We start from the raw sequence: 21769 nt of genomic DNA on the forward strand, positions 1-21769 counted from the left end.
TCTCCCTCACTCGACGCACGCCTCGGCCGGCTCGGCCGAGACCATGCCCTGCTCGGTGATCGTGCGCACCTCGACGCACACCCGCCCGCTCGACTCGAGCGCCAGCGGCGGCTCGTCCACCGGCTGGCTCTCCCCGACCTTGTTGCCGTCGGTCCGCACCCACGAGTAGGTGACCTCCCCGGGCACGTCGGGCGCCGTCCAGGTGAACTCGACCTGGCTGTCGTTGACCCGCTCACCGCTGAGGTCCACGGGGCTGGGGACGACGTCGGGCAGGACGACCGTGCCGATGGTCGAGGTCGGTGCCGGCTCGGGCTCCTCCTCCCCGCGCAGCTGGCCCGCCACGACGATCCCGCCCACGACGACGACGGCGGCCGCGGCCCCCGCGACCACCCAGCGACGTCCGGGGCGGCGGCGCTCGGGGGCGGCGTCGTCGGCGTCGGTGGCGACGGCCCGGCGGCTGCGGGTGCTCTCGGTGAGGTCCTCGGGCTCCCACCCGTCGCGGACGGGACGCAGCACGGTGTGCGGCTCGTCGTCCGCGGGCGGCGGCGGTGGCGGCGCGCCGGTGGGGTCGACCTCGGTGACGGCGCGCACGACGGTGCGGCCCTCGTCGGAGTCGTCGGGGCTGGGGGCGGCCGGTGAGAGCCACGAGGTGTCGGGCACCTCGATGTCGGTCATCGCCAGGCGCAGCTCCTGCTCGACGACCTGGAGCGCGCGGGCCAGCTCGAGCGCGCTGGCGGGCCGGGCGGCCGGCGACTTCGCCATGGCGCGCGCGAGGAGCTGCTCGAGGGAGGCCGGGACGTCGGTGCGCCCGATCGGCGGCACCGGGTCGCGCTTGATGCGCAGGGTGAAGTCGAGGCGCGAGTTGGGGCCGCCGGGCCGCGAGAAGGGCGAGCGGCCCGCGAGGAGGGTGTAGAGCGTGGCGGCGAGGGAGTAGACGTCGCCCGCCACCCCGGCGGACTGGCCCTCGACGGCCTCGGGCGGCGCCCACGGGATCGACACGCCACCGGACTCGTCGGCGCCGGTGAGCCCGGCGATCCCGAAGTCGGTGAGCGCGGGACGCCCGTACTCGGTGGTGAGGATGTTGGCGGGCTTGATGTCGCGGTGGACGATGCCCGCGCGGTGGGCGGTCTCGACGGCGCCGGCCAGCCGGACCCCGATGCCGAGCACCTCGGGCACGCCGAGCGGCCGCACCTTGACGCGCTCGGCGAGGTTGGGCAGCGGGCAGTACTGCATGACGAGGTAGGGGCGCCCGTCGGCGGCGGTGTCCGCGTGGTAGATCGTGACGATCGAGGAGTGCGTCGACAGCTGGGCCATGAGGTTGGCCTCGGCGGCGAACTGCTCCCGGGGCTGGTCCCGCGTCGCCTCGTGGGTGAGGACCTTGATCGCCACCTGCCGCTGCGGCATGCGCTGGGAGTACAGGTAGACGTCGGCGAAGCCGCCGGAGCCGAGCAGCCGCTCGACGGTGTAGCCCGGCAGGTCCGGCGCCGGGGCGGGCTGGCGCCGTGGGCTCACTGCGCGCCCTCGGGCCGCTCGACCGTGACCGTGACGCCGGTGCCGAGCTCGATGACGGCCCCCGCCCCCACGGGCACGCCGGTGCCCGGCTGGAGCCGCACGGAGGGCTGGTCGGGGCGGTGGACGACCGTGCCGTTGGTCGAGTTGAGGTCGGTGACGACGACGTGCCCGCCCGCCGGCCGGATCTCCGCGTGGGTGGAGGAGATGTCGCGCTCGGGGTTGGACACGCTCACCAGGCGCGGCACCTCGGTGCCGGCGAAGCGCGCCGCCTCGGGCGCGCGGCCGAGGAGGACCGGGCGGTCCATCTCGATGCGCGGCCCTGTCGACAGGACGAGCTCGAGGAGCGGCGTGGGGCGCTCGACCGCTTCCACGGCGATCTCGAGGTCGGTGACCGGCAGGTCCGAGGCGAGGATCGTCTCGCCGTCGTGGTCGCCGTCGTCGGTGGGCGGCGGCGGCAGGTCCACCGGTGCGCCGACCGGCGCGGCCGGAGGGGTGGGCACAGCGCCCGGCGCCGACGGCGGGCCCGCGGGGCGCAGGCGGCCGGGGACGGAGTCGATGATGCCGCCGGTCGTCCCGCCGTGCTCCTCGGGCTCCGGCTCGCGGGTGGCCTCGAGGTCGGCGTGGCCGAAGTCGTCCACCGGGACGGGCTCGGGCACGGGCTCGGGCTCGACGTCGGGCTCCGGCTCGGGAGCCGCGGGCCGGGGGGCCGGTGTCTCCTCGCGGGCCTGGACCTGCTCGGTGGACCACAGGAGGAAGTCGTAGTCGTCGGAGTCCTCCGGGTCCTCCTCGTCGGTGTCCGCGGGCGTGGCAGCGCCGTCCTGCGGCGCACCGGGCGCGGCGGCGGGACCCGGGACGGGCGGGTCGTCCGGGATGCCCGGTGCCGGCTCAGCAGCGTCGGTGGCGGGTGCCGGTTCGGCAGCGGCGGTGGCGGGTGCCGGTTCGTTCATGGCGGCGGCGGGGGCCGGCTCGGCCGCGGCAGCGGGTGCGGGCTCGGCAGCGGCAGCAGGTCCCGGCTCGGCCGGCTCGGCCGCGGCAGCGGGTGCCGGCTCGGCCGCACCGGGCGCGGCAGCGGGCGCCGGCTCGGCAGCGGCGGCGGCGGGTGCATGCCCGGCCGCGCCGACCGTGGGTGCCGGCTCGTTCATGGCAGCAGCAGGCGCCGACTCGTTCGTGGCGGCCGGTGCCGGCGGCTCCTCCCGCGGGGCCCCGGACAGCCAGGCGGGCACGACGGCAGGCGGCGTCCCGACGGCGGGGACGTTCGTCAGCGGCGGGGCGGGCGGCGCACCGGGTGCCGGCGCGAGGCCCCAGGGAGCGGGCGCCTCGCCGGAGCCGGCTACCCCGGAGGGCGCCTCGGCCGTCGGTGCAGGGGCACCCTCCGTGTCCTCGTCGCTGTCGTCCGCACCGGCTGCGGTGGCGGCGCCGACCGGCGCGGTCGCGGGCGGAGCGAGCTCGGTCGAGGCATCCGGCGTGGAGAGCTCGGTGGACGCGTCGGGCGCCTCGGCAGGCGTGGCCGCGGACGCGCCGGCGACCGCTGCCGCCAGGGCGGGCATGCGGGCCACGGTGAGCTCGACGTCGTCGTCCTCCTCCTCGAGCGGCGCGGCGGGGACCTCCTGGTCCACGGCCAGGCGCACGGCGGCGGCGCGGACGATGCCGCCGGTGAGGGGCAGCCAGCCGCCGTCGTCGGCCGCGGCGCGGATCGTGACGTCGGTGGCCGCGGGCACGACCTCCTCGCGCCATGTCGCGTAGCCGCGGGCGGACACGGTGCGGCCGGCGATCTCGACGTCGACCTCACCGCGCACGAGCACCCGCAGGCCCTCGGGGTGGGCCTCGACCATGGCAAAGGACGGGAGCGTGGCGATGCCCCGCGAGGCGAGGTACTCGACCCACGCACCCAGGCGCCGCCCGGTGGTCGTCAGCTGCCACAGCTCGCGGGCGACGTCGTCGGCCACGCCGGGGTGGAGCAGCGCGAGGGCGCCGTCGGTCACGAGCGCCGTCCAGCCGCCCGTCTGGTACTCGTGCGCCGTCATCGACCGGCTCCTGCCTCGGCGCGCGGGATCGTGGACCCGTGGTCCTCGCCGGCACGCCGCTCGGTGCTGTCGACGTCGTCGTCCCCGCCGGCGGCGACGACGACGACGGAGACGTTGTCGTTCGCTCCCCCGCCCTGGACGGCGCGGTCGAGGAGGGTGGCGGCGGCCTCGTGCGGGTGGGCGGCGGAGGCGACGATCTCGGCGATCTCGCCGTCGTCGAGCTCGCCGAACAGGCCGTCGCTGCACAGGACGAGCCGGTCCGGGCCGCCGGCGCGGAGCATCCAGAAGTCGATCTCGGGCACGCTGCCGGTGCCGACCGCCCGGGTGATGACGTTGCGCTGGGGGTGGCGGCGGGCCTCGGCGCGGCTGATCGTGCCGGAGTCGACCATCTCCTGGACGAGGGAGTGGTCCACGCTCACCTGCTCGAGGTCCTGGGCGGTGCAGCGGTAGACGCGGGAGTCACCGACGTTGAAGACGAGCCAGAACGGCTGCCCGTCCTCCTCGGTGAGGATCGCGCCGGCCACCGTCGTGCCGGCCACCGCGTCCTCCCCCGCCATCGTCTCGCGGATCCGCTCGCCGGCGCGGACGAGTGCGGCGGAGACGTCCTCCGGGCGCAGCGGCCGGTCCGAGCGGGCCAGGCCCTCGAGCTCGGTGACCACCGTGCGGCTGGCCATGTCGCCGCGCGCGTGCCCGCCCATGCCGTCCGCGACGGCGAAGACGGGAGGCTGCGCCAGCACGGAGTCCTCGTTGGCCTGGCGTCGGCCGCCCGCGTCGGTGGCCACGCCCCAGTGGATCTGCATCCGCTTCCTCTCGCTGTTCCGAGGGGGATCCTACGGGAGCGCGGAGCGCCCCGCGGTCACCAGACCGTGGGGAAGACGCCCCAGTAGCCGGCGGCGAGGAGCAGCACGAGCGCCCCCAGGTGGACGCCGACGAGCGTGATCGTGCCGACGGTCCCCGTGCGCACGCCGCTGCGGCGCACGCGCAGCCAGGTGGTGGCGGACCAGACACCCACCGCCGTCGTCCCGATGGCGACGACCTGCACCCCGAGCCAGCCGCCCTGGACGGCGAAGGGGTTGGTCTCGTAGTTGAGCGCGAGGTCCGCGACGACGAGGAGGTAGGAGACGAAGAGCGTCCACACGGCGAGCACGCCCAGTGCGAGCGCCGCGGTGGTGCGGGCCAGCGGCGAGGGCAGGGCCTCGCTGGGGCGGCGCACGAGCCGGGTGAGCAGCCACAGGACGGGTCCCAGCGCCAGGAGCGCGAGCGGGCCGACGAGGGTGAGGACGATCATGTCGCCCGAGGCGTACCAGCGGGGGCTGTCGACCGGCTCGGCGCGGAAGCGCTGGTCGGGCTGGCCGCCGGCGATGCGCGGCTGGGCGTCCGCGGTCTCGGGCAGGCCCTGCAGCCACCGGGCCAGCACCTCCGGGAAGCCCGGCGCGAGCTCGCCGTCGATGCGGATGCCGTGGTTGGCACCCTCGAAGTAGCGCACCGTGTAGCCACCGTTGCCGGCCTCCGCGAGGTCGGCGACGACCTTCGCCGGCGCCTGGACCACCGGCATCGAGACGTCCTCGGTGCCGTAGACCATGAGGACGGGCTGGTCCATGCGCTGCTGGTAGGGGCTGACGTCGAAGTCGGCGTAGACGAAGCCGCCGCCGGGGATCTCGCTGCCGAGCAGCCGGGGCACCGCGCGCAGGAGCTGCTCGGGGGCGCCGAGGTTGCGCAGGTAGGTGTCGGTGGCGAGGGCGAACTGCTCGCGCGCCGGGACGACGGGCGCGGACACGAGGACGACGTGAGCGACCTCGGGGTGCTCGGCCGCGGCGACGGGGGCGATGAAGGCACCCTCGCTCTCGGCGTAGAAGCCCACGCGGTCCGGGTCGACGCCGGGCCGGGCCGCGAGCTCCCGGAAGCTGTGCATGTAGTCCTCGGCCATCGCCGGGTAGTCGCGGTAGCGGGCGCTGTAGGTGTCCATGCGCTTGTCCGGGACCATGGCGACGACCCCGGCGCTGGCGAGCGCCTCGCTGATCTGCCAGAAGTTGTCGTGGGTGGCGGTGCCGGCGCCGTGCATGAAGACGAGGCCGGGGCGCAGACCCGGCGCGCCGACGGGCTCGTGGACGGTCGCCCGGACGGTCGCGCCGTCGAGCTCGACGGTGAAGGTCTCGGTGCGGGTCTCGTACGTGCCGAGCGGGTCGGTGGCGACGTCTCCGCCGATGGCGACGTCGGGGGTCTGGACGACGAGCGTCTGATCCAGCGGCTGCGGGTGCCAGCCGGGGCCCGCGACGGTGCCGATGAGCCCGAACAGCAGGACCGCGACCACCGTCACGGCGACTCTCCACGACCTCACCGAGCCAGGGTAGACGCAGCCCGCCGGTCACCGGCCTCACTCCCCCCGTCTGGGACGCACCTCTCGTCGGCTGGGAGCACCTGCGGACACCTCGAGGAGTACCGGAGGTGCGACCGAGAGGACGGGGCGAGGCGCCGTGCTCCACAGTGCGGCGCGCGGGACGGTGGGTCCACAGGGAGCGGTGGTGCCGGGACCGCCGTCCGCCCGCGGACGCCAGCATCACCCCATGGGACTGGAGATCACGCCGCGCCCGGTGCCCACGGCCTACCTGAGCTCCGAGCTCAGCCGCAGTGCCGCCCGGGCAGCCGTCGCGGCGGGTGAGCTCGCCGTCGTCCGCCGCGGGGCGCTCGTCCCGGCGCCGACGGCGACGACCCGGTGGGCGAAGGACGAGGAGCGTGCGCTGGCGATGATCGCCTCGGCGGCACGGAGGCTGCGGAACGGAGCGGTGTTCAGCCACGCGTCGGCAGCGCTGCTCCACGGGCTGTGGCTCTGGTCCGTGCCGGAGGTGCCGGAGGTGACCCAGCGGTCGAGGCCCAACGCGCACGGGGCGCGCACCCTCAGACGCCACCGCGCCGAGCTCGCGCCGGAGGACGTGACGACGGTGAGCGACCTGCGCGTCACGACCATCGAGCGCACCATCGTCGACTGTGCCCGACGCATGCACCCGCGGGACGCGCTCGTGGTGGCGGACAGCGGGATGCGCACGCTCGTCGGTGCCAACCGCTTCAGACGGACCCACCAGGCCGACGCCGTCGAGCGCCTGCGCGATCGCCTGCTCGCGCTCGTGGGCCAGGGACCGGGCCACGGCCGACGACGCGCCCGCGCGGTCATCCAGGCGGCGGATCCGTACTCGGAGTCCCCGATGGAGACCACGCTGCGGTGGGTCGCCGTCTCCCGCGGGCTTCCTCCGCCCACCACGCAGCTGCAGGTCCGCACCCGCGGCGGCACGTTCTACGCGGACCTGGGCTGGCGCTGGCGGGTCGTGCTGCCGGACGGCGCCGTCACGTTCATCACGGTGCTCCTCGAGTACGACGGCGAGCTCAAGTACCTGCCCGGCGGGGGACTCGTCTCGAGCGTCGAGGAGTCCTCGGCGACCGTCGTGGCCGAGAAGCGGCGCGAGGACCTCGTGCGGGAGGTCCCGGGCACGGTCATGCTGCGCTTCTCGAGAAGCGAGCTCGACGATCCCGCCGCGGCCTTCGCTCGCCTCCTCGCCGCCGTGCCGCGCAACGTCCGAGCGGACCTGCGGCCGGTCGCCGAGCTCCTCGCCGGCCCGACCCGGACCCGCCGCTGATCGCCCCACTCGACTGGTACGCACCTCCAGTACTCCGGGAAGTGGCGGGAGGGGCGTCGAGACGACCGGGTGTGCGTCCCAGGCGGCGGGGGCGCGGGCTAGAAGCCGAGGCGGCCGAGGAGCTTGGGGTCGCGCTGCCAGTCCTTGGCCACCTTGACGTGGAGGTCGAGGTACACCCGGGTACCGAGGAGCATCTCGATGCCGCGGCGGCTGCGGGTACCGACCTCGCGCAGGCGCGAGCCGGCGCGTCCGATGACGATCGCCTTCTGCGAGTCGCGCTCGACGTAGAGGTTGACGCGCACGTCGAGCATGTCCTTGCGGCCCTCGCGCTCGACGATCTCCTCGACGACGACGGCCAGCGAGTGGGGCAGCTCGTCGCGCACGCCCTCGAGGGCGGCCTCGCGGACGAGCTCGGCGATCATGACGACCTCCGGCTCGTCGGTGAGCTCCCCCTCGGGGTACAGCGGCGGGGACTCGGGCATCTGCCCGAGGAGGACGTCGGCGAGGACGTCGACCTGGTCCCCGCGCTTGGCGGAGACGGGCACGATCTCCGCCCAGTCCCCGAGCGCGTCGATCTCGAGGAGATGCTCGGCCAGCCGCTCGCGGCTCACCTTGTCGCTCTTCGTCGCGACGGCGACGACGGGCGTGTGCAGCTCGGCGAGCTCACGGGCGATGAACTTGTCACCGGGACCGATCTTCTCGTCGGCGGGCAGGCAGAAGACGACGACGTCGACCTCGCCCATCGTGTCGCGCACGAGGTCGTTGAGCCGCTCGCCGAGCAGGGTGCGCGGGCGGTGCAGGCCCGGGGTGTCGACGAGCACGAGCTGCCCGTCCTCGCGGTGGACGATGCCGCGCACGGCGTGCCGGGTGGTCTGGGGACGGCCGGAGGTGATGGCCACCTTCTGGCCGACCAGCGCGTTGGTCAGGGTCGACTTGCCCGCGTTGGGGCGTCCGACCATCGAGGCGAACCCCGCTCGGTAGCCCTCGGGCCACGAGTACGTCATGAGCTCTCGTCCTCTTCGTCGTGGTCGGGCGCCTCGACGGCCCGCGCCAGGATGGTGGCGATCTGGCGGCGTCGTCCGCCGGCGCGCTCGGCCTGCAGGTGCAGTCCGGCGACCTCGACCTCGGCCCCGGGGATGGGGACCTTGCCCAGTGCCTTGGCGAGCAGGCCGCCCGCGGAGTCCACGTCGTCGTCGTCGAGCTCGAGGCCGAAGAGCTCACCGAGCTCGTCGACGGGCAGCCGGGCGGGCACCCGGACGAGGCCGCCGTCGAGCTCCTCGACGACGGGCTCGGCGCGGTCGTGCTCGTCGGTGAGCTCACCGACGAGCTCCTCGAGGAGGTCCTCGATGGTGACGAGGCCGGCGATGCCGCCGTACTCGTCGACGACCATCGCGATGTGGAAGTTCTTCGCCTGCATGTCGCGCAGGAGGTCGTCGACGAGGATCGTCTCGGGCACGAAGACGGCCTCGCGGGCGACGGACTCGACGAGGTCGGAGCCGGCGTCGGGCCGCATGTGGGTGCGGCGCAGGACGTCCTTGAGGTAGAGGATGCCGCGCACGTCGTCGACGGACTCCCCCACGACCGGCACGCGGGAGAAGCCGGAGCGCACGAACAGGGCCAGCGCCTTGGTGAGCGGGCGGTCGGCGTCCATCGTCACCATGTCAGGGCGCGGCACCATGACCTCGCGCACGAGGGTGCTGCCGAGCTCGAACATCGACTGGAGCATCGAGCGCTCCTCGTCGGCGAGCTGCTCGGACTGGCTCACGCGGTCGACCATGTCGCGCAGGTCCTCCGCGGCCTCCTCGCGCGCCTCGGCCTCCGTGAGCGTCGGCTTGGGCGTCAGCGCCCGGGCGACGACGACGGCGGGCCGGGTGACGGCGAGGACGACACCGACGAGGGGCAGCAGCGCGTGGAGCACGCGGCCGGGCTGGCGGGTGCCCAGGCGCCGCGGCCCGGAGCCGGCGACGACGGCCACGAGCAGCGCGGTGACGGCGACGGCGGTGAGCAGCACCTGCCACCACTCGGGCAGGAGGTCGGCGACGACGAGGGTGAGGGCGACCGCCGTCGTCATCTCCGCGAGGACGCGCGCCAGGGCCAGCGCGGGCAGCGCGGCCTCGCGGGAGTCGGCGAGCTGCTCGACGCGGTCGGCGCGCGGCCGGTCGGCGACGTGCAGCTCGCTGAGCGCGGTGCGCCCGATGCGCCGCAGCGCCGCCTCGGCCGCGACGAGCACGGCGGTGAGGACGAGCATGACCAGTGCGAGGACGAGCAGCCACCACTCGGGGATGTCGGAGAGCAGTCCGTCCATGTCAGCGCTCGGCGAGGAAGGTGAGCAGCAGCTTGCGCTGCAGCGCGAACATCTCCTTCTCCTCCTCGGGCTCGGCGTGGTCATAGCCGAGGAGGTGGAGGATGCCGTGCGTCGTGAGGAGGAGCAGCTCCTCGGCGGTGCTGTGGCCGGCGGCCTTGGCCTGCGCGGCGGCGACCTCGGGGCACAGCACGATGTCACCGAGCATGCCCTCGACGGGCTCCTCGCCCGGCTGGCCGGGGCGCAGCTCGTCCATGGGGAAGGACAGGACGTCGGTGGGGCCCGGCTCGTCCATCCACTTGACGTGGAGCTCGGTCATGACGTCGCTGGTGACGAACATGATCGACAGCTCGGCCTGGGGGTGGACGTGCATCTGCTCGAGCACGTAGCTCGCGAGGGCGGAGAACTCCGCCTCGTCGACCTCGTAGCCGGACTCGTTGGCGACCTCGGTGCTCATCGGTGGGTTCCGCGGGGCACGGTCGGGGTGGCGGGGTGTAGCGGCATGGGCGGGGCGCGAGGGCCCGAACATCTCCTCGGCAGGGTGGGCCGCACCCGGTGTGCGGTCGACCGATGGTATCAACGCGGCGACGGCCGGCCACCGTGCTGGTGACCGGCCGTCGCTGTCGCGTGGCTCAGAACACGACGAGGGCGCGGCCCTCGACGGTGCCCTCGCGCAGGGCCGCGAAGCCCTTCTCGACGTCGTCGAAGGCGAACTCGGTGGAGCGCAGCTCCAGGTCGCCGGCCGCCGCCATGGCGGCGATCTCGCGGTACTCGGCCGGGGTGAAGCCGGTGGAGTTGATGAAGTGGCCGTTCATCGGCAGCTTCTCCCAGCCCATCGGCACCTCACCGCCACCGATGCCGGCGACGACGACGCGTCCACCGACGCCGATGATGTCGATCGCGGTGCGCAGGGTGGGCGTCGCGCCGACGAAGTCGAAGACGACGTCCACGGGCCCGCCCATGACGTCACGGACCTGCTCGGCCGCGTCCGCGCCGGAGAGCACCGTCTCCTCCGCGCCCAGACGCCTGGCGTCGGCGAGGCGGTGGTCCACGGTGTCCAGGGCCACCACCCGGGCGGCGGTGAGCTTCTCGAGGTACTGCACCGCGTAGGCACCGAGCCCACCGACGCCGATGACCGCGGCGGTGCTGCCGGGCCGCAGGCGCGGGAGCTGCTCGCGGACCGCGTGGTAGGAGGTGGCGCCGGCGTCGGCCAGTGGCGCCGCGAGCCTGGGGTCGAGGTCGCCGATCGGGACCGCGTGGTGCGCGTCGACGAGGATGTACTCGGCGAGGCCGCCGTCGCGCCCGATGCCGTAGCCGGCCATGACGAGGTGGCGGCACTCGTTCTGCAGCCCGGCCACGCAGCGGTCACAGCTGCCGCAGAACCCGACGCCGGAGACGAGGACGCCGTCGCCCTCGGACAGGTCGAGGACGCCGGAGCCGACGGCGCTCACCGTGCCCGCGTTCTCGTGGCCGAGGGTGAAGGGCGGGTCCTGGGGCCAGAACCCGGGCGGGGCGTGCATGACGTGCAGGTCGCTGCCGCACAGGCCGGCACCGGCCATCTTCACCACGACCTGTCCGGGGCCCGGCGTGGGGACCGGCACCTCCTGGAACTCAGGGGCGCGGCCCCACTCGATCATCCGGTACGCACGCATGGTGTCCACTGTCGTCCTTCGCTCGGTGTCGGCTGTCTACGACAATCGTCGTCGTACCGGCACCCGCGAGGGCGGGACCATCGTCCACGGACGGGTGAGGTCAGCGGGAGCTGCGGCGCTGGGTCGCGCGCCGGTCGGCCCGGTTCCCGCTCGGTCCGGCGTCCCAGCGCTCGTAGGCGTCGATGATCTCCGAGACGAGACGGTGGCGGACGACGTCGGCGGAGGTGAGGCGGCAGAACGCGACGTCCTCGATGCCGTCGAGGATGCCCTCCACGACCCGCAGCCCGGAGGCCGTGCCGCTCGGCAGGTCGACCTGCGTGACGTCGCCGGTGACGACGACGCGCGAGTTGAAGCCGAGCCGGGTGAGGAACATCTTCATCTGCTCGGGCGAGGTGTTCTGCGCCTCGTCGAGGATGATGAAGGCGTCGTTGAGGGTGCGCCCGCGCATGTAGGCGAGCGGCGCGACCTCGATGGTCCCCGCGGCCATGAGCTTGGGGATCGACTCGGGGTCGAGCATGTCGTGCAGCGCGTCGTACAGCGGCCGCAGGTAGGGGTCGATCTTGTCGTTGAGCGTGCCGGGCAGGTACCCCAGCCGCTCCCCCGCCTCGACGGCGGGGCGCGTGAGGACGATGCGGTTGACGCGCTTGGACTGCAGGGCGTGCACGGCCTTGGCCATGGCGAGGTAGGTCTTGCCGGTGCCGGCCGGGCCCACGCCGAAGGTGATGGTGTGCTCGTCGATCGCGTCGACGTAGGACTTCTGCCCGAGCGTCTTGGGCCGGATGGTGCGGCCGCGGCTGGAGAGGATGTCGAAGGTGAGGACGTCCGCGGGCCGCTCGGCGGTGGGCGCGGTGAGCATGCGGATGGCGCGCTCGACGGCGTCGGCGGTCAGCGCCTGCCCGTTGCGGGCGACCTCGGCGAGCTCGTCGACGAGGCGCTCGGCGAGCGCGACGTCACCGGCGGGGCCGGCGAAGGACACGACGTTGCCGCGCACGTGGATGTCGACGGCGGGGAAGCCCGACTCGACCGCCCGGAGCACCTCGTCACGCTGGCCGAGGAGGAAGACCATGGGCACGTCGTCGGGGATCGTGATCTGGTGCTGGAGCATCGCGTCCGGCCTGGACGCGTCGTCGCTGTGTGGCATGGGCAGGGGCGCGGCCCCGGTTCCTCCTGGGTGGGTGAGAACGTACGCACGAGCATAACGGCGAGGGCCAGCCGAAACTTCCCGATCCCGGCACGGGCTGGACCAGGCGGGCTCGGGACTGTCAGGACCAGCGGCCCAGACGGTCCGCCAGGAGCGCGGCGGCCACCGGGCCGGCGGTCGAGGTGCGCATGACGTGCGGGCCGAGGCGGACGACGACGGCGCCCCGCTCGGCGAGGTCCGCCACCTCCCGCTGGCTCAGGCCACCCTCGGGGCCGACGACGAGGAGCACCTCGCCCGCCTCGGGCAGCGCGACGGTGGACAGCGGGACGGTCGCCTCCTCGTGGAGGACGACGACGGCGCCCCCACCGTCGACGACGGACGCGACGCGGGCGAGCAGCTGCTTGCCGACGAGGAGCTCCTCGACCTCCGGCAGGCGGGCGCGGCGGGACTGCTTGGTCGCGGCGAGCGCGACGGACTGCCAGCGCTCGCGCCCCTTGGCGGCCTTCTTCCCGGCCCACACGGACACGCAGCGCTCGCTCTGCCACGGCAGGACGGCGTCGATCCCCACCTCGGTGGCGGTCTCCACGGCCTGCTCGTCGCGCCCGCCCTTGGCCAGCGCCTGGACGAGGACGAGCCGCACCGCGGGGGCGGGCTCGCGGGTCACCTCGGTGACGTGGAGGGAGAGCTCCTCCCCCGCGGCGGTGGTGACCTCCCCGCGGGCGCGGGTGCCCTCGCCGTCGACGACGTCGACGACCTCACCGGTCCGCACGCGTCGCACCGAGACGGCGTGGCGCGCCTCGGGGCCGCGGACGGTGAGGACCGACCCCGCCGCTGCGGCGGCGAGGTCGGCGGGCGCGCCGAGGAAGACGGGCGCGCTCATCAGCGGCCGGAGAAGCGGTCCCGCAGGCGGGAGAAGACGCCGCTCGACGCGGGGGTGAGGCGGGGCTCGGCCCGCTCCTCCCCGCGGAGCGTGGCGAGCTCGAGGAGGAGCTCGCGCTGACGGTCGTCCAGGGCCGAGGGCACCTCGACGTCGACCTGCACCTTGAGGTCGCCGCGGCCGGGGCCGTTGAGGCGGCCCACGCCCAGGCCCTCGAGAGTGATGACTTCCTCGGGCTGGGTGCCGGGGGCGATGTCGATCTCCTCGGGCCCGTCGAAGGTCTCGAGGTGGAGGACGGTGCCGAGCGCGGCGGCGGTCATCGGGACCTCGACGCGGGCGTAGAGGTCGTCACCGCGGCGGGCGAAGACGGGGTGGGGACGGACGCGGAGCTCGACGTAGAGGTCGCCGGCGGGGCCGCCGCCGGGGCCGACCTCACCGCTGCCGGTGAGCTTGATCCGGTTGCCGGTGTCGACGCCCGCGGGCACCGAGACGGGGATCGTGCGGCGGTTGCGCACGCGTCCCTGGCCGGAGCACTCGGGGCAGGGGTCGGGGATGGTCGTGCCGTGGCCGCCGCAGGCGGAGCAGGGCGAGGTCGTCATGACGTTGCCGAGGAAGGAGCGCGCCACCCGCTGGACCGAGCCGCGGCCGTGGCACACGGCGCAGGTCTGCACGCTCGTGCCCGGGCGGGTGCACGTGCCGTTGCAGGTGCCGCACAGGACGGCGGTGTCGACCTGAACCTCCTCCTCGACGCCGAAGACGGCGTCCCGGAGCTCGACCTCGAGGCGGATGAGGGCGTCCTGGCCGCGCCGGCCGCGCGGCGCGGGGCCACGGCTGGCGCCGCCGGCCGCACCGAAGAAGGTCTCGAAGATGTCGGAGAAGCCGAAGCCGGCCCCGCCCCCGCCGTTGCCGCCGAGCGCGGACTCCCCGCCGAGGTCGTACATCTGCCGCTTCTCGGGGTTGGAGAGGACCTCGTAGGCGCGCCCGACCTCCTTGAACTGGTCCTCGGCCTCCGGCCCGGCGACGTCCGGGTGGAGCTTGCGCGCCAGCTTGCGGTAGGCGCGCTTGATCTCCTCCTGCGTCGCGGTACGCGGCACGCCGAGGATCTCGTAGTAGTCGTTCACCAGGTCACTTCCTGTGGGGGTTCTTCGGGCGGGTGTCGAGGGCCGGTCAGCCGGCGAGGATCCGCGACAGGTAGCGGGCCACGGCCCGCACGGAGGTCATGGCCGAGGGGTAGTCCATGCGCGTGGGGCCCAGCACACCGAGGCGGGCCACCCCCTCGCCACTCCCCCCACCGTAGGCGGTCGCCACGATCGACGCCTCGGACAGCGACTCGTGCCGGTTCTCCTCACCGATGCTCACGGCGACGGCGTCGTCCTCGGCCATCTCCTGGAGGAGCCGCAGGAGCACCACCTGCTCCTCGAGGGCCTCGAGGACGGGGCCGATGGTGCGGGAGAAGTCGACGTCGGAGCGGGCGAGGTTCGCGGTGCCCGCCATGACGATGCGCTCCTCGGCGTCCATCCGCAGCGTCTCGGTGAGCGCCTCGACGACGCGCACGACGAGCGGGCGGTGCTCGGGGGCGAAGCGGCCGGAGGTGTGCTCGAGCGCGGAGCCGATGTCGGCGGCGCGGCGCCCGATGCTGCCGGCGTTGATGCGTGCGCGCAGCTCGGCGACGACCCCGAGGTCGAGCGGGGTGTCGACCTCCAGCGCCCGCTGCTCCACGCGCCCGGCGTCGGTGATGATGACGACGAGCAGCCGGTGCTCGGACAGCGGGACGAGCTCGACGTGCCGCAGCGCGGAGTTGCGCAGCGAGGGGTACTGGACGACGGCGACCTGGTGGGTGAGCTGGGCGAGCAGGCGCACGGTGCGCTCGACGACGTCGTCGAGGTCGACGGCGCCCTCGAGGAGGTGCTGGATCGCGCCCCGCTCGGCCGGGGACAGCGGCTTGAAGGTGGACAGCTGGTCGACGAAGAGGCGGTAGCCCTTGTCGGTGGGCACGCGTCCGGCGGAGGTGTGCGGCTGGTGGATGTACCCGCTCTCCTCGAGGACGGCCATGTCGTTGCGGATCGTCGCCGGTGAGACACCGAGCGAGTGGCGCTCGACGAGGGCCTTGGAGCCCACCGGTTCACGCGTGTGGACGTAGTCCTCGACGATCGCTCTCAGCACATCGAGTCGGCGGTCAGCCAACGGGTTCCCTCCTTACGGCGCTCGGGGCCGGGTCGGCGTGGGCCGGCGGTCAGCACTCACCGGTCCGGAGTGCTAATTCTACGCGCCACGCCCCCGGGTGTCTCGTGACCTCCCCCACCGCGCGCCTACCCTGCGGGGGTGAAGGATCGCTACGGCTCGGACGTCCTGTCCTCCGACCCCCACCGCACCGGCTCCTACGCCCACCGTCCCACGGTCCGCGACGAGCCCGCCGAGCTCGGCCTCGTCGTCGAGGACGTCGAGACCGGCTGGGTCGGCGCGGTGACGGCCGTGGAGAAGTCCGGCGGGATGCACGTCGTCGTCCTCGAGGACCGAGGCGGACGCACCCGCACCTTCCCGCTCGGCTCGGGCTTCTGGGTGGACGGCAAGCCGGTGCACCTCGTGCCGCCCGCGCGCAGGGCAGCACCCCGCGGCCCGGTGACGGCCGGGGGCCGGCGGCTCACGGCGTCGGGCTCGATCGCCGTCGACACGAGCCGCGCGCGGGTGGCCCGCGCCTCGCGGATCTGGGTCGAGGGACGGCACGACGCCGAGCTCGTCGAGCGGGTGTGGGGCGACGACCTGCGGGTGGAGGGCGTCGTCGTCCAGCTGCTCGAGGGCGTGGACAACCTCGCCGAGGTGCTCGCCGACTTCGCGCCCGGGCCCACCCGCCGGGCCGGCGTGCTCGTCGACCACCTCGTCCAGGGGTCCAAGGAGACGCGGCTCGTCCAGGAGGCGCTGCGCACGCTCGGGCGCTCGGCACGGCACGTCAAGGTGCTCGGCCACCCCTACGTCGACGTGTGGCAGGCCGTGCGGCCCGAGCGGGTGGGGATCAAGGCGTGGCCGGACGTGCCCCGCGGCACCGACATCAAGGTGGGCACGCTCGCCGCGCTCGGCTGGCCGCACGCCGACCAGGCCGACGTCGCCCGCGGCTGGAAGCGCATCCTCGGCACCGTCCGCAGCTACAAGGACCTCTCCCCCGCCCTGCTCGGGCGGATGGAGGAGCTCATCGACTTCGTCACCGAGGTGCCGGAACAGGCATGACGACGACGGCGGTCCGGCCCGGCGCCGACGCCCGGCAGCTCCTCGCGGACCGCGCGGCCCTCGCCGACGCCGCGGCCGCCGTCCTGCGCGAGGAGGCCGCGCTGCGCGAGCGTGTCGTCGCCGTCGTCGACGACTACCGCGACGAGCGGGTGCTCACCGAGCTCGGCGGGATCGAGGTCGGCCGGCTGCGGGAGACCACCGAGCGCAACCTGCGGCTCCAGGCGCTGGAGGACGCCGGCGTGCGGACGGTGCGCGACGTCCTGGACGCCGGGCCGCAGTGGCTGGAGGCCCTGCCCGGGGTGGGCCCACACACCGCGCGGGCAGCGGCCGCGGCGGCGGAGCGGCTGGCGCAGACCCTGCGGGCGGGCGTGCCGGTGCGCATCGAGCCGCGCGGCGGCGGCCCGCTCGGCCTGGGCCTCGCCTCGCTCCTCTACCGGCTGCACCGGCTGTCCGGGCCGCTCGAGGAGCACCGGGACGAGCTGGCCGACTTCGCCTCGACGGTGTCCGTGCAGGTGCGGCAGGCGGCGCCCGCGCGCAGCCGGGTCGGCCTGTTCCTGCGCACGCCGCGCACCCGGGCCCGGGCCCTCGCGGCGGTCGAGGCGCTGGCGCGGTGGGAGCCGTGGCTCGCCGCCACCGGTCTGCCCGGCACGGTCCGCGAGCTCGGTGCGCTGCTCGCCGAGCCCGGGCCGCTCACCGTGTGGGAGGACCTCGAGCAGCACACGCCCCGCTACTACGCGCTCCTCGACGAGGTCGTGCCCGGCCTGGGCGGGGCCGCCGCGCAGGGCACGCTGCCCGCCGAGCTCGTCGAGCGGATCAGCGCCTTCCCGCTCGACGAGTCGCTGCTGCGGGCGCGGCTGCGCGGCTACCAGGTCTTCGGGGCGAAGTTCGCGCTCAACCAGGGGCGCGCGCTCCTCGGCGACGAGATGGGCCTGGGCAAGACCGTCCAGGCGATCGCCGTCATGGCGCACCTGGCGGCGACGGGCGAGGACCGGGCGCTCGTCGTCTGCCCGGCGAGCGTCGTCGTCAACTGGTGCCGGGAGGTGGCGCTCCACAGCGAGCTGCGCGTCCACCGCGTCCACGGCCCCGGCCGCGAGGAGGCGCTGGCCGCGTGGCAGCGCGAGGGCGGCGTCGCCGTCACGACCTTCGCCACCCTCCCGGCCATCCCCCTCCCGCCGCCCACCCCCTCCCCGCCGACGTCTGAGTTGTCACCCCTCACGCCCCTCCCCCTCGCGCCGAGCGCTGAGTTGTTACCGCCGGCACCTGCCCTCCTCGTCGTCGACGAGGCCCACTACGTGAAGAACCCCCGGGCGCAGCGCAGCCGGCAGGTCGCGGCGTGGGCCGAGCGCACCCCGCGGGCGCTCCTCCTCACCGGCACCGCGCTGCTCAACCGGGTCGAGGAGCTCCGCTCGCTCGCCGGCATGCTGCAGCCGGAGCTCCTCGCCTCCCTCCCCCCGCACCTCGGGCTCGCCGGCGCCGACGCCTTCCGGCGCCACCTCGCGCCCGTCTACCTGCGCCGTACCCTCGACGACGTCCTCGTCGAGCTGCCGCCCCGGGTGGTGACGGACGAGTGGGAGACCATGACGCCGACGGCGGAGCGGCGCTACCGGGACGCCGTCGCCTCCGGGAACCTCATGGCGATGCGGCGGGCCGACCTCACCGTGCCCGACCCGGCCGACTCCGCCAAGCTCGAGCGGCTGCTCGAGATCGTCGAGGAGGCCCGTGACGGCGGGCAGCGCGTCGTCGTCTTCTCCTTCTTCCTCGACGTCGTGGCACGGGTGGCCGAGCAGGTGGAACGGCTGGACGGGGTGCGTGCCTTCGGGCCGATCACGGGCTCGGTGCCCGCGACCGAGCGGCAGGAGATCGTCGACGCCTTCACGGCCGGCCCGGCGGGCGCGGTCCTCGTGAGCCAGATCGGCGCGGGTGGGGTGGGGCTCAACGTCCAGGCGGCGAGCGTCGTCGTCATCACCGAGCCCCAGCTGGTGCCGGCCGTGGAGGACCAGGCGGTCGGACGGGTGCACCGGATGGGCCAGCAGCGCCCGGTGCAGGTCCATCGCCTCCTCACCGAGGACAGCGTCGACGAGCGCATCGAGGAGCTGCTCGCGGGCAAGCGGCAGGTCTTCGACGCCTTCGCCGGGGAGTCGAGCCTCGCGCAGGAGGCACTCGGCGCCGTCGACGTCACCGAGGCCGAGCTCGCCACGCAGGTCGTCGCGGCCGAGCAGGCGCGGCTCGGCTACGGCCCGGTGTGGGACGAGCTCTCGGCGACCGAGCCGGGTGCGCCGGAGGGCCGGTCGCGCGACGCATGACGGCCCGCCGGCCGCGCTAGCCCTCCTCGAGACGCGAGACCAGCTCCTCCAGGCCCTCCGCCGTCGCCCCGACGTCGGCGACCGAGAACCCGACGAGCGCGTCGGCCTCCGCCCGGGTGAGCACGCCGCCATCGCCCTGGTCGACGTCCTCGGGCAGCGTCCAACGGACCTCGTCGACGTTGTCGATCGTCGCGAGGAGGAGGGTGGCCCGGTCGGTCATGAGGTCGTCAGCGACGTCGGCCGTGACGCCGTCCGCGACGGCGGAGAAGCTGAGCACCAGCCCGTAGGGCCGCTGGTCGGTCCGCAGCTCGAGCGTCGACTCACCCACGGCGTGCGGACTCGTCGCGCCGACGAGGGCGACCACCCGGCTGTTGTCACCGAGGTGGGGCGTGCGGTGCTCCTCCAGCGAGGCGACGTCGACGGCCTCGGAGAGCGCCGAGTCCATCGTCACGTCGGCGCGTTCCTCCGTGCCGTCGCCGGCACATCCGGCGAGCACGAGCAACGCACCGCTGACCGCCACCACACGACCGGGACTCCTCATGGGCCGAGCATCCCAGATGAGTTCCGGACCCGGGGCGGGTCCACACGCGTACGACCCGAGGAAAGGAACACCGCCATGTCAGAGCTTCTCGTCGACTTCATCACCTCCCTCGACGGCTACGCCTCGGGCGAGGGGTGGCCCGGGTTCTGGGGTCTCGAGGGCCCGGAGTACCTCGCCTGGCTCGGGGAGCAGCCCGAGGTCACCTACCTCATGGGAGCGAACACCTACCGGCTGATGTCGGGCTTCGCCGCGGGCGAGGTCCCTGGTGGCCAGGACGGGCTCAGGGCCGAGGAGGAGGAGTCGGTCGACGAGCTCACCCAGGCGCCCAAGGTGGTGTTCTCCTCCTCCCTCGAGGAGCCGCTGACGTGGGAGAACTCGACGCTCGTCCGCGACGACGCCGTCGAGACGGTCCGCGCCATGAAGGCCGGTGGCTCGGGACTCCTCAGCACGATCGGCAGCATCAGCCTGTGCCGGTCCCTGCTGACGGCCGGGCTCGTCGACCGCTTCCGGGTCGTCATGTTCCCGGTGATCACCGGCGCCACGGGAGACGAACGCATCTACGACGGCTACCCGGACGTCGCCCTCGAGATGACCGAGCACCGGACCTTCGACGGCCGGATCCAGCTGGTCGAGTACCGGCCCCGGGTGCTCGAGCACCCGCCGCTCGCCACCGCTCGGTGACCGTGCGCATGCGATGGACGAGTCCGCTCTGCTGCAGCGCGCCCGCGCCGGGGATGCCATGGCGTTCGAGGAGCTCGTCGCGCCGCACCGCGCCGCGCTCCATGCCCACTGCTACCGGATGCTCGCCTCCGCCCACGACGCCGACGACGCGCTGCAGGAGGCGCTGATCGGGGCCTGGCGTGGGATGGGTGGCTTCGAGGGGCGGTCGTCCCTGCGCGGCTGGCTGTACCGCATCGCGACGAACGCCGCCCTGCGGGTCGGCGCCAGGCGGCCCGCACGGCAGCTCTCGCTCGACGTCGGGCCCGCGTGCACCGACCCCTACGCCCTCGGTGACCCGCTCGAGGGCCCGGTGTGGGTCGAGCCCTACACCGGCGGCCGGGTGGACGCCCTGAGCGCCGATCCCGCGACGGCGTACGAGGCGCGTGAGACGGTCGAGCTCGCCTTCGTCGCCGCGCTCCAGCACCTCCCCGCGTCCCAGCGCGCCGTCCTGCTCCTGCGGGAGGTCGTCACCTTCTCGGCGAGCGAGGCCGCCGAGACCCTCGGCCTCAGCGTCGCGGCCGTCAACAGCCAGCTGCAGCGCGCTCGCGCGACGCTCGCCCGCCGGCTGCCGGACCGGAGCCAGCAGGCGGTGCGCGCGGAGCTCGGCACCGAGGCCGAGCGGCGCCTGGTCGCCGACCTCGTCGCGGCCTGGGAGGCGCAGGACGTCGGGGCCTTCGTCGCGCTCCTCGCCGAGGACGTGCGGCTGTCCATGCCGCCGCTGCCCGCCTGGTTCGACGGCGCCGCGTCCGTCCGGGCCTTCGTGACGCGGATGCTGCAGACCCCGTGGCGGCTGCGGGTCACCTCGGCCAACGCCCAGCCCGCGCTGGTCTGCTGGCAGGGCTCCGCCGACGGTGCAACCTACGCCCCGGGCGCGTTGACCGTCCTCACCCTCGACGGCGCGCGCATCAGCGCGCTCACCTGCTTCCTCCCCCCACTCGCCGAGGACGTGCTCGCGCGGACCGATGAGTTCGGCACGGTCGGCGGCTCATGACGGATGAGGGTGCGAGCTCCGCGCCCCAGCACACCGAGAGGAGCCGACCATGCGCAAGCTCGTCGTCACCATCCTGATCTCCCTGGACGGGTACGCCGCCGGCCCCGGCGGGGACTTCATGGCGATGCCCCTGGACGAGTCGTTCAGCGCCTACAACCTCGAGCGGCTGCGCGCCGCCGACACCCTGCTGCTCGGCCGGACGACCTTCCTGGGGTTCCGCTCCTACTGGCCCCCGGTCGCCGCCGACCCCGAGCAGCCCGCCGTCGAGCGCGAGATCTCCCGCCGGAACACCGCCGCGCACAAGGTCGTGGTGTCCGACTCGCTCTCCGCCGAGGACCTCTCCGGCTGGGGTGAGTCGGAGCTGGTCCGGCGTGCAGCCGCCCACGATGCCGTGCGCAGGCTCAAGGCGCAGGACGGCGCGGACATCCTCGTCTTCGGCAGCATCCCGGTCTGGAACGACCTGCTGGCCGCGGGCCTGGTGGACGAGCTGCACGTCATGGTCGGCAACGGTGTCCTCGGCGACGGCGTGCCGGCCTTCACCGCGGGCCTCCCCGTCGGGCTGCGGCTGCGGGAGACCCACCGGCTCGCCGGTTCGGACCACGTGCTGCTCGTCTACGCCACCGGCGACCGCGGCCCGCGCGCACCGACGGACCCGACCGACGCCCCCTCCGACGCCACCTGACTTCCACCGTCCCGGGCCCCCGTATGCGCCGAGCGCTGAGTTGTTCCCGGCACCCGTATGCGCCGAGCGCTGAGTTGTTCCGGGGAACAACTCAGCGCTCGGCGCGAGGGAGCCGGGGGACCCGTGAACAACTCAGCGCTCGGCGCGAGTGGAACCGGGGGACTCGTGAACAA

General features: G+C 74.5%; 19 protein-coding genes. 6 read left to right on the forward strand and 13 right to left on the reverse strand.

Going from position 1 to position 21769, the window contains the following annotated elements:
• Positions 1–6: 6 nt before the first annotated feature.
• From H9624_RS11360 to H9624_RS11375, 4 genes are read right to left on the reverse strand one after another with little or no spacing between them, the layout of a single operon-like run.
• On the reverse strand, positions 7–1512 hold the full coding sequence (locus tag H9624_RS11360; protein ID WP_251840005.1) for a serine/threonine-protein kinase: 1506 nt from the start codon (positions 1510–1512) through the stop codon (positions 7–9).
• Positions 1509–3536 carry an FHA domain-containing protein gene (locus H9624_RS11365; protein ID WP_251840006.1) on the reverse strand — a complete coding sequence of 676 codons (2028 nt, stop codon included), beginning with the start codon at positions 3534–3536 and terminating at the stop codon, positions 1509–1511. Before H9624_RS11365 ends, H9624_RS11360 begins: the two co-directional genes overlap by 4 nt.
• On the reverse strand, positions 3533–4336 hold the full coding sequence (locus H9624_RS11370) for a PP2C family protein-serine/threonine phosphatase (RefSeq protein ID WP_251840007.1): 804 nt from the start codon (positions 4334–4336) through the stop codon (positions 3533–3535). The genes H9624_RS11365 and H9624_RS11370 overlap by 4 nt, the downstream gene beginning before the upstream one ends.
• A 56-nt stretch (positions 4337–4392) precedes the next feature.
• On the reverse strand, positions 4393–5874 hold the full coding sequence (locus tag H9624_RS11375) for an alpha/beta hydrolase family protein (protein ID WP_251840008.1): 1482 nt from the start codon (positions 5872–5874) through the stop codon (positions 4393–4395).
• 226 nt (positions 5875–6100) lie between these two features.
• Between H9624_RS11375 and H9624_RS11380 the strand changes: the two genes are divergently transcribed.
• The gene (locus H9624_RS11380) at positions 6101–7165 is read left to right on the forward strand and encodes a hypothetical protein (RefSeq protein ID WP_251840009.1); all 1065 of its coding nucleotides are present in this window, start codon (positions 6101–6103) and stop codon (positions 7163–7165) included.
• Positions 7166–7263: 98 nt separating this feature from the next.
• On the opposite strand, the gene era is transcribed toward H9624_RS11380, so the two are convergent.
• The 8 genes from era to hrcA form a co-directional block, all read right to left on the reverse strand.
• On the reverse strand, positions 7264–8169 hold the full coding sequence (era, locus tag H9624_RS11385) for a GTPase Era (protein ID WP_251840010.1): 906 nt from the start codon (positions 8167–8169) through the stop codon (positions 7264–7266).
• Positions 8166–9470 (reverse strand): hemolysin family protein, encoded by a 1305-nt coding sequence (locus H9624_RS11390; RefSeq protein ID WP_251840011.1) that lies wholly within the window; start codon positions 9468–9470, stop codon positions 8166–8168. The genes era and H9624_RS11390 overlap by 4 nt, the downstream gene beginning before the upstream one ends.
• Before the next feature lies 1 nt (position 9471).
• Positions 9472–9924 carry an rRNA maturation RNase YbeY gene (gene ybeY / locus H9624_RS11395; RefSeq protein ID WP_251840012.1) on the reverse strand — a complete coding sequence of 151 codons (453 nt, stop codon included), beginning with the start codon at positions 9922–9924 and terminating at the stop codon, positions 9472–9474.
• A 175-nt stretch (positions 9925–10099) separates the two neighbouring features.
• Positions 10100–11119: an alcohol dehydrogenase catalytic domain-containing protein gene (locus H9624_RS11400; protein WP_251840013.1), complete on the reverse strand. Its 1020-nt coding sequence runs from the start codon at positions 11117–11119 to the stop codon at positions 10100–10102.
• Positions 11120–11219: 100 nt separating this feature from the next.
• The gene (locus tag H9624_RS11405) at positions 11220–12260 is read right to left on the reverse strand and encodes a PhoH family protein (RefSeq protein WP_251840014.1); all 1041 of its coding nucleotides are present in this window, start codon (positions 12258–12260) and stop codon (positions 11220–11222) included.
• Between the two features lie 121 nt (positions 12261–12381).
• Positions 12382–13140: a 16S rRNA (uracil(1498)-N(3))-methyltransferase gene (locus H9624_RS11410; protein ID WP_251840015.1), complete on the reverse strand. Its 759-nt coding sequence runs from the start codon at positions 13138–13140 to the stop codon at positions 12382–12384.
• Complete coding sequence (gene dnaJ, locus H9624_RS11415; RefSeq protein WP_251840016.1) at positions 13140–14258, reverse strand: molecular chaperone DnaJ; 1119 nt, start codon at positions 14256–14258, stop codon at positions 13140–13142. The genes H9624_RS11410 and dnaJ overlap by 1 nt, the downstream gene beginning before the upstream one ends.
• A gap of 46 nt (positions 14259–14304) precedes the next feature.
• The gene (gene hrcA / locus H9624_RS11420; RefSeq protein WP_251840017.1) at positions 14305–15321 is read right to left on the reverse strand and encodes a heat-inducible transcriptional repressor HrcA; all 1017 of its coding nucleotides are present in this window, start codon (positions 15319–15321) and stop codon (positions 14305–14307) included.
• 138 nt (positions 15322–15459) lie between these two features.
• Here hrcA and H9624_RS11425 point away from each other — a divergent pair, with 138 nt between their 5' ends.
• Together H9624_RS11425 and H9624_RS11430 are read left to right on the forward strand one after the other, a co-directional pair.
• Entirely contained in the window at positions 15460–16359 is a 900-nt protein-coding gene (locus H9624_RS11425) for a DUF3097 domain-containing protein (RefSeq protein WP_251840018.1), read from the forward strand.
• On the forward strand, positions 16356–18662 hold the full coding sequence (locus tag H9624_RS11430; RefSeq protein WP_251840019.1) for a DEAD/DEAH box helicase: 2307 nt from the start codon (positions 16356–16358) through the stop codon (positions 18660–18662). The genes H9624_RS11425 and H9624_RS11430 overlap by 4 nt, the downstream gene beginning before the upstream one ends.
• A 16-nt stretch (positions 18663–18678) precedes the next feature.
• On the opposite strand, the gene H9624_RS11435 is transcribed toward H9624_RS11430, so the two are convergent.
• Positions 18679–19203 (reverse strand): DUF4825 domain-containing protein, encoded by a 525-nt coding sequence (locus H9624_RS11435; RefSeq protein WP_251840020.1) that lies wholly within the window; start codon positions 19201–19203, stop codon positions 18679–18681.
• A 75-nt stretch (positions 19204–19278) separates the two neighbouring features.
• Here H9624_RS11435 and H9624_RS11440 point away from each other — a divergent pair, with 75 nt between their 5' ends.
• Genes H9624_RS11440 through H9624_RS11450 form a run of 3 tightly spaced genes read left to right on the forward strand, consistent with a single transcriptional unit; the run spans position 19279 to position 21596 of the window.
• Positions 19279–19884, forward strand: a complete 606-nt coding sequence (locus tag H9624_RS11440) for a dihydrofolate reductase family protein (RefSeq protein ID WP_251840021.1) — start codon at positions 19279–19281, stop codon at positions 19882–19884.
• Positions 19885–19897: 13 nt separating this feature from the next.
• On the forward strand, positions 19898–20914 hold the full coding sequence (locus H9624_RS11445; RefSeq protein ID WP_251840022.1) for an RNA polymerase subunit sigma-70: 1017 nt from the start codon (positions 19898–19900) through the stop codon (positions 20912–20914).
• A gap of 49 nt (positions 20915–20963) precedes the next feature.
• Positions 20964–21596, forward strand: a complete 633-nt coding sequence (locus tag H9624_RS11450; protein ID WP_251840023.1) for a dihydrofolate reductase family protein — start codon at positions 20964–20966, stop codon at positions 21594–21596.
• Positions 21597–21769 lie beyond the last annotated feature (173 nt).

This window comes from Oceanitalea stevensii, assembly GCF_014837105.1.
In the GTDB taxonomy this organism is placed as follows: Bacteria; Actinomycetota; Actinomycetes; order Actinomycetales; family Actinomycetaceae; genus Oceanitalea; species Oceanitalea stevensii.

Excerpts from the sequence above, each read along its gene's own strand:
- H9624_RS11435 (WP_251840020.1), bottom strand. The coding sequence starts at position 19,203 with ATGAGGAGTCCCGGTCGTGTGGTGGCGGTCAGCGGTGCGTTGCTCGTG.
- H9624_RS11430 (WP_251840019.1), top strand. The coding sequence starts at position 16,356 with ATGACGACGACGGCGGTCCGGCCCGGCGCCGACGCCCGGCAGCTCCTC.
- H9624_RS11405 (WP_251840014.1), bottom strand. The coding sequence starts at position 12,260 with ATGCCACACAGCGACGACGCGTCCAGGCCGGACGCGATGCTCCAGCAC.
- H9624_RS11390 (WP_251840011.1), bottom strand. The coding sequence starts at position 9,470 with ATGGACGGACTGCTCTCCGACATCCCCGAGTGGTGGCTGCTCGTCCTC.
- era (WP_251840010.1), bottom strand. The coding sequence starts at position 8,169 with ATGACGTACTCGTGGCCCGAGGGCTACCGAGCGGGGTTCGCCTCGATG.
- ybeY (WP_251840012.1), bottom strand. The coding sequence starts at position 9,924 with ATGAGCACCGAGGTCGCCAACGAGTCCGGCTACGAGGTCGACGAGGCG.
- H9624_RS11380 (WP_251840009.1), top strand. The coding sequence starts at position 6,101 with ATGGGACTGGAGATCACGCCGCGCCCGGTGCCCACGGCCTACCTGAGC.
- H9624_RS11370 (WP_251840007.1), bottom strand. The coding sequence starts at position 4,336 with ATGCAGATCCACTGGGGCGTGGCCACCGACGCGGGCGGCCGACGCCAG.
- H9624_RS11400 (WP_251840013.1), bottom strand. The coding sequence starts at position 11,119 with ATGCGTGCGTACCGGATGATCGAGTGGGGCCGCGCCCCTGAGTTCCAG.
- H9624_RS11450 (WP_251840023.1), top strand. The coding sequence starts at position 20,964 with ATGCGCAAGCTCGTCGTCACCATCCTGATCTCCCTGGACGGGTACGCC.
- H9624_RS11440 (WP_251840021.1), top strand. The coding sequence starts at position 19,279 with ATGTCAGAGCTTCTCGTCGACTTCATCACCTCCCTCGACGGCTACGCC.
- H9624_RS11410 (WP_251840015.1), bottom strand. The coding sequence starts at position 13,140 with ATGAGCGCGCCCGTCTTCCTCGGCGCGCCCGCCGACCTCGCCGCCGCA.
- H9624_RS11365 (WP_251840006.1), bottom strand. The coding sequence starts at position 3,536 with ATGACGGCGCACGAGTACCAGACGGGCGGCTGGACGGCGCTCGTGACC.
- H9624_RS11445 (WP_251840022.1), top strand. The coding sequence starts at position 19,898 with ATGGACGAGTCCGCTCTGCTGCAGCGCGCCCGCGCCGGGGATGCCATG.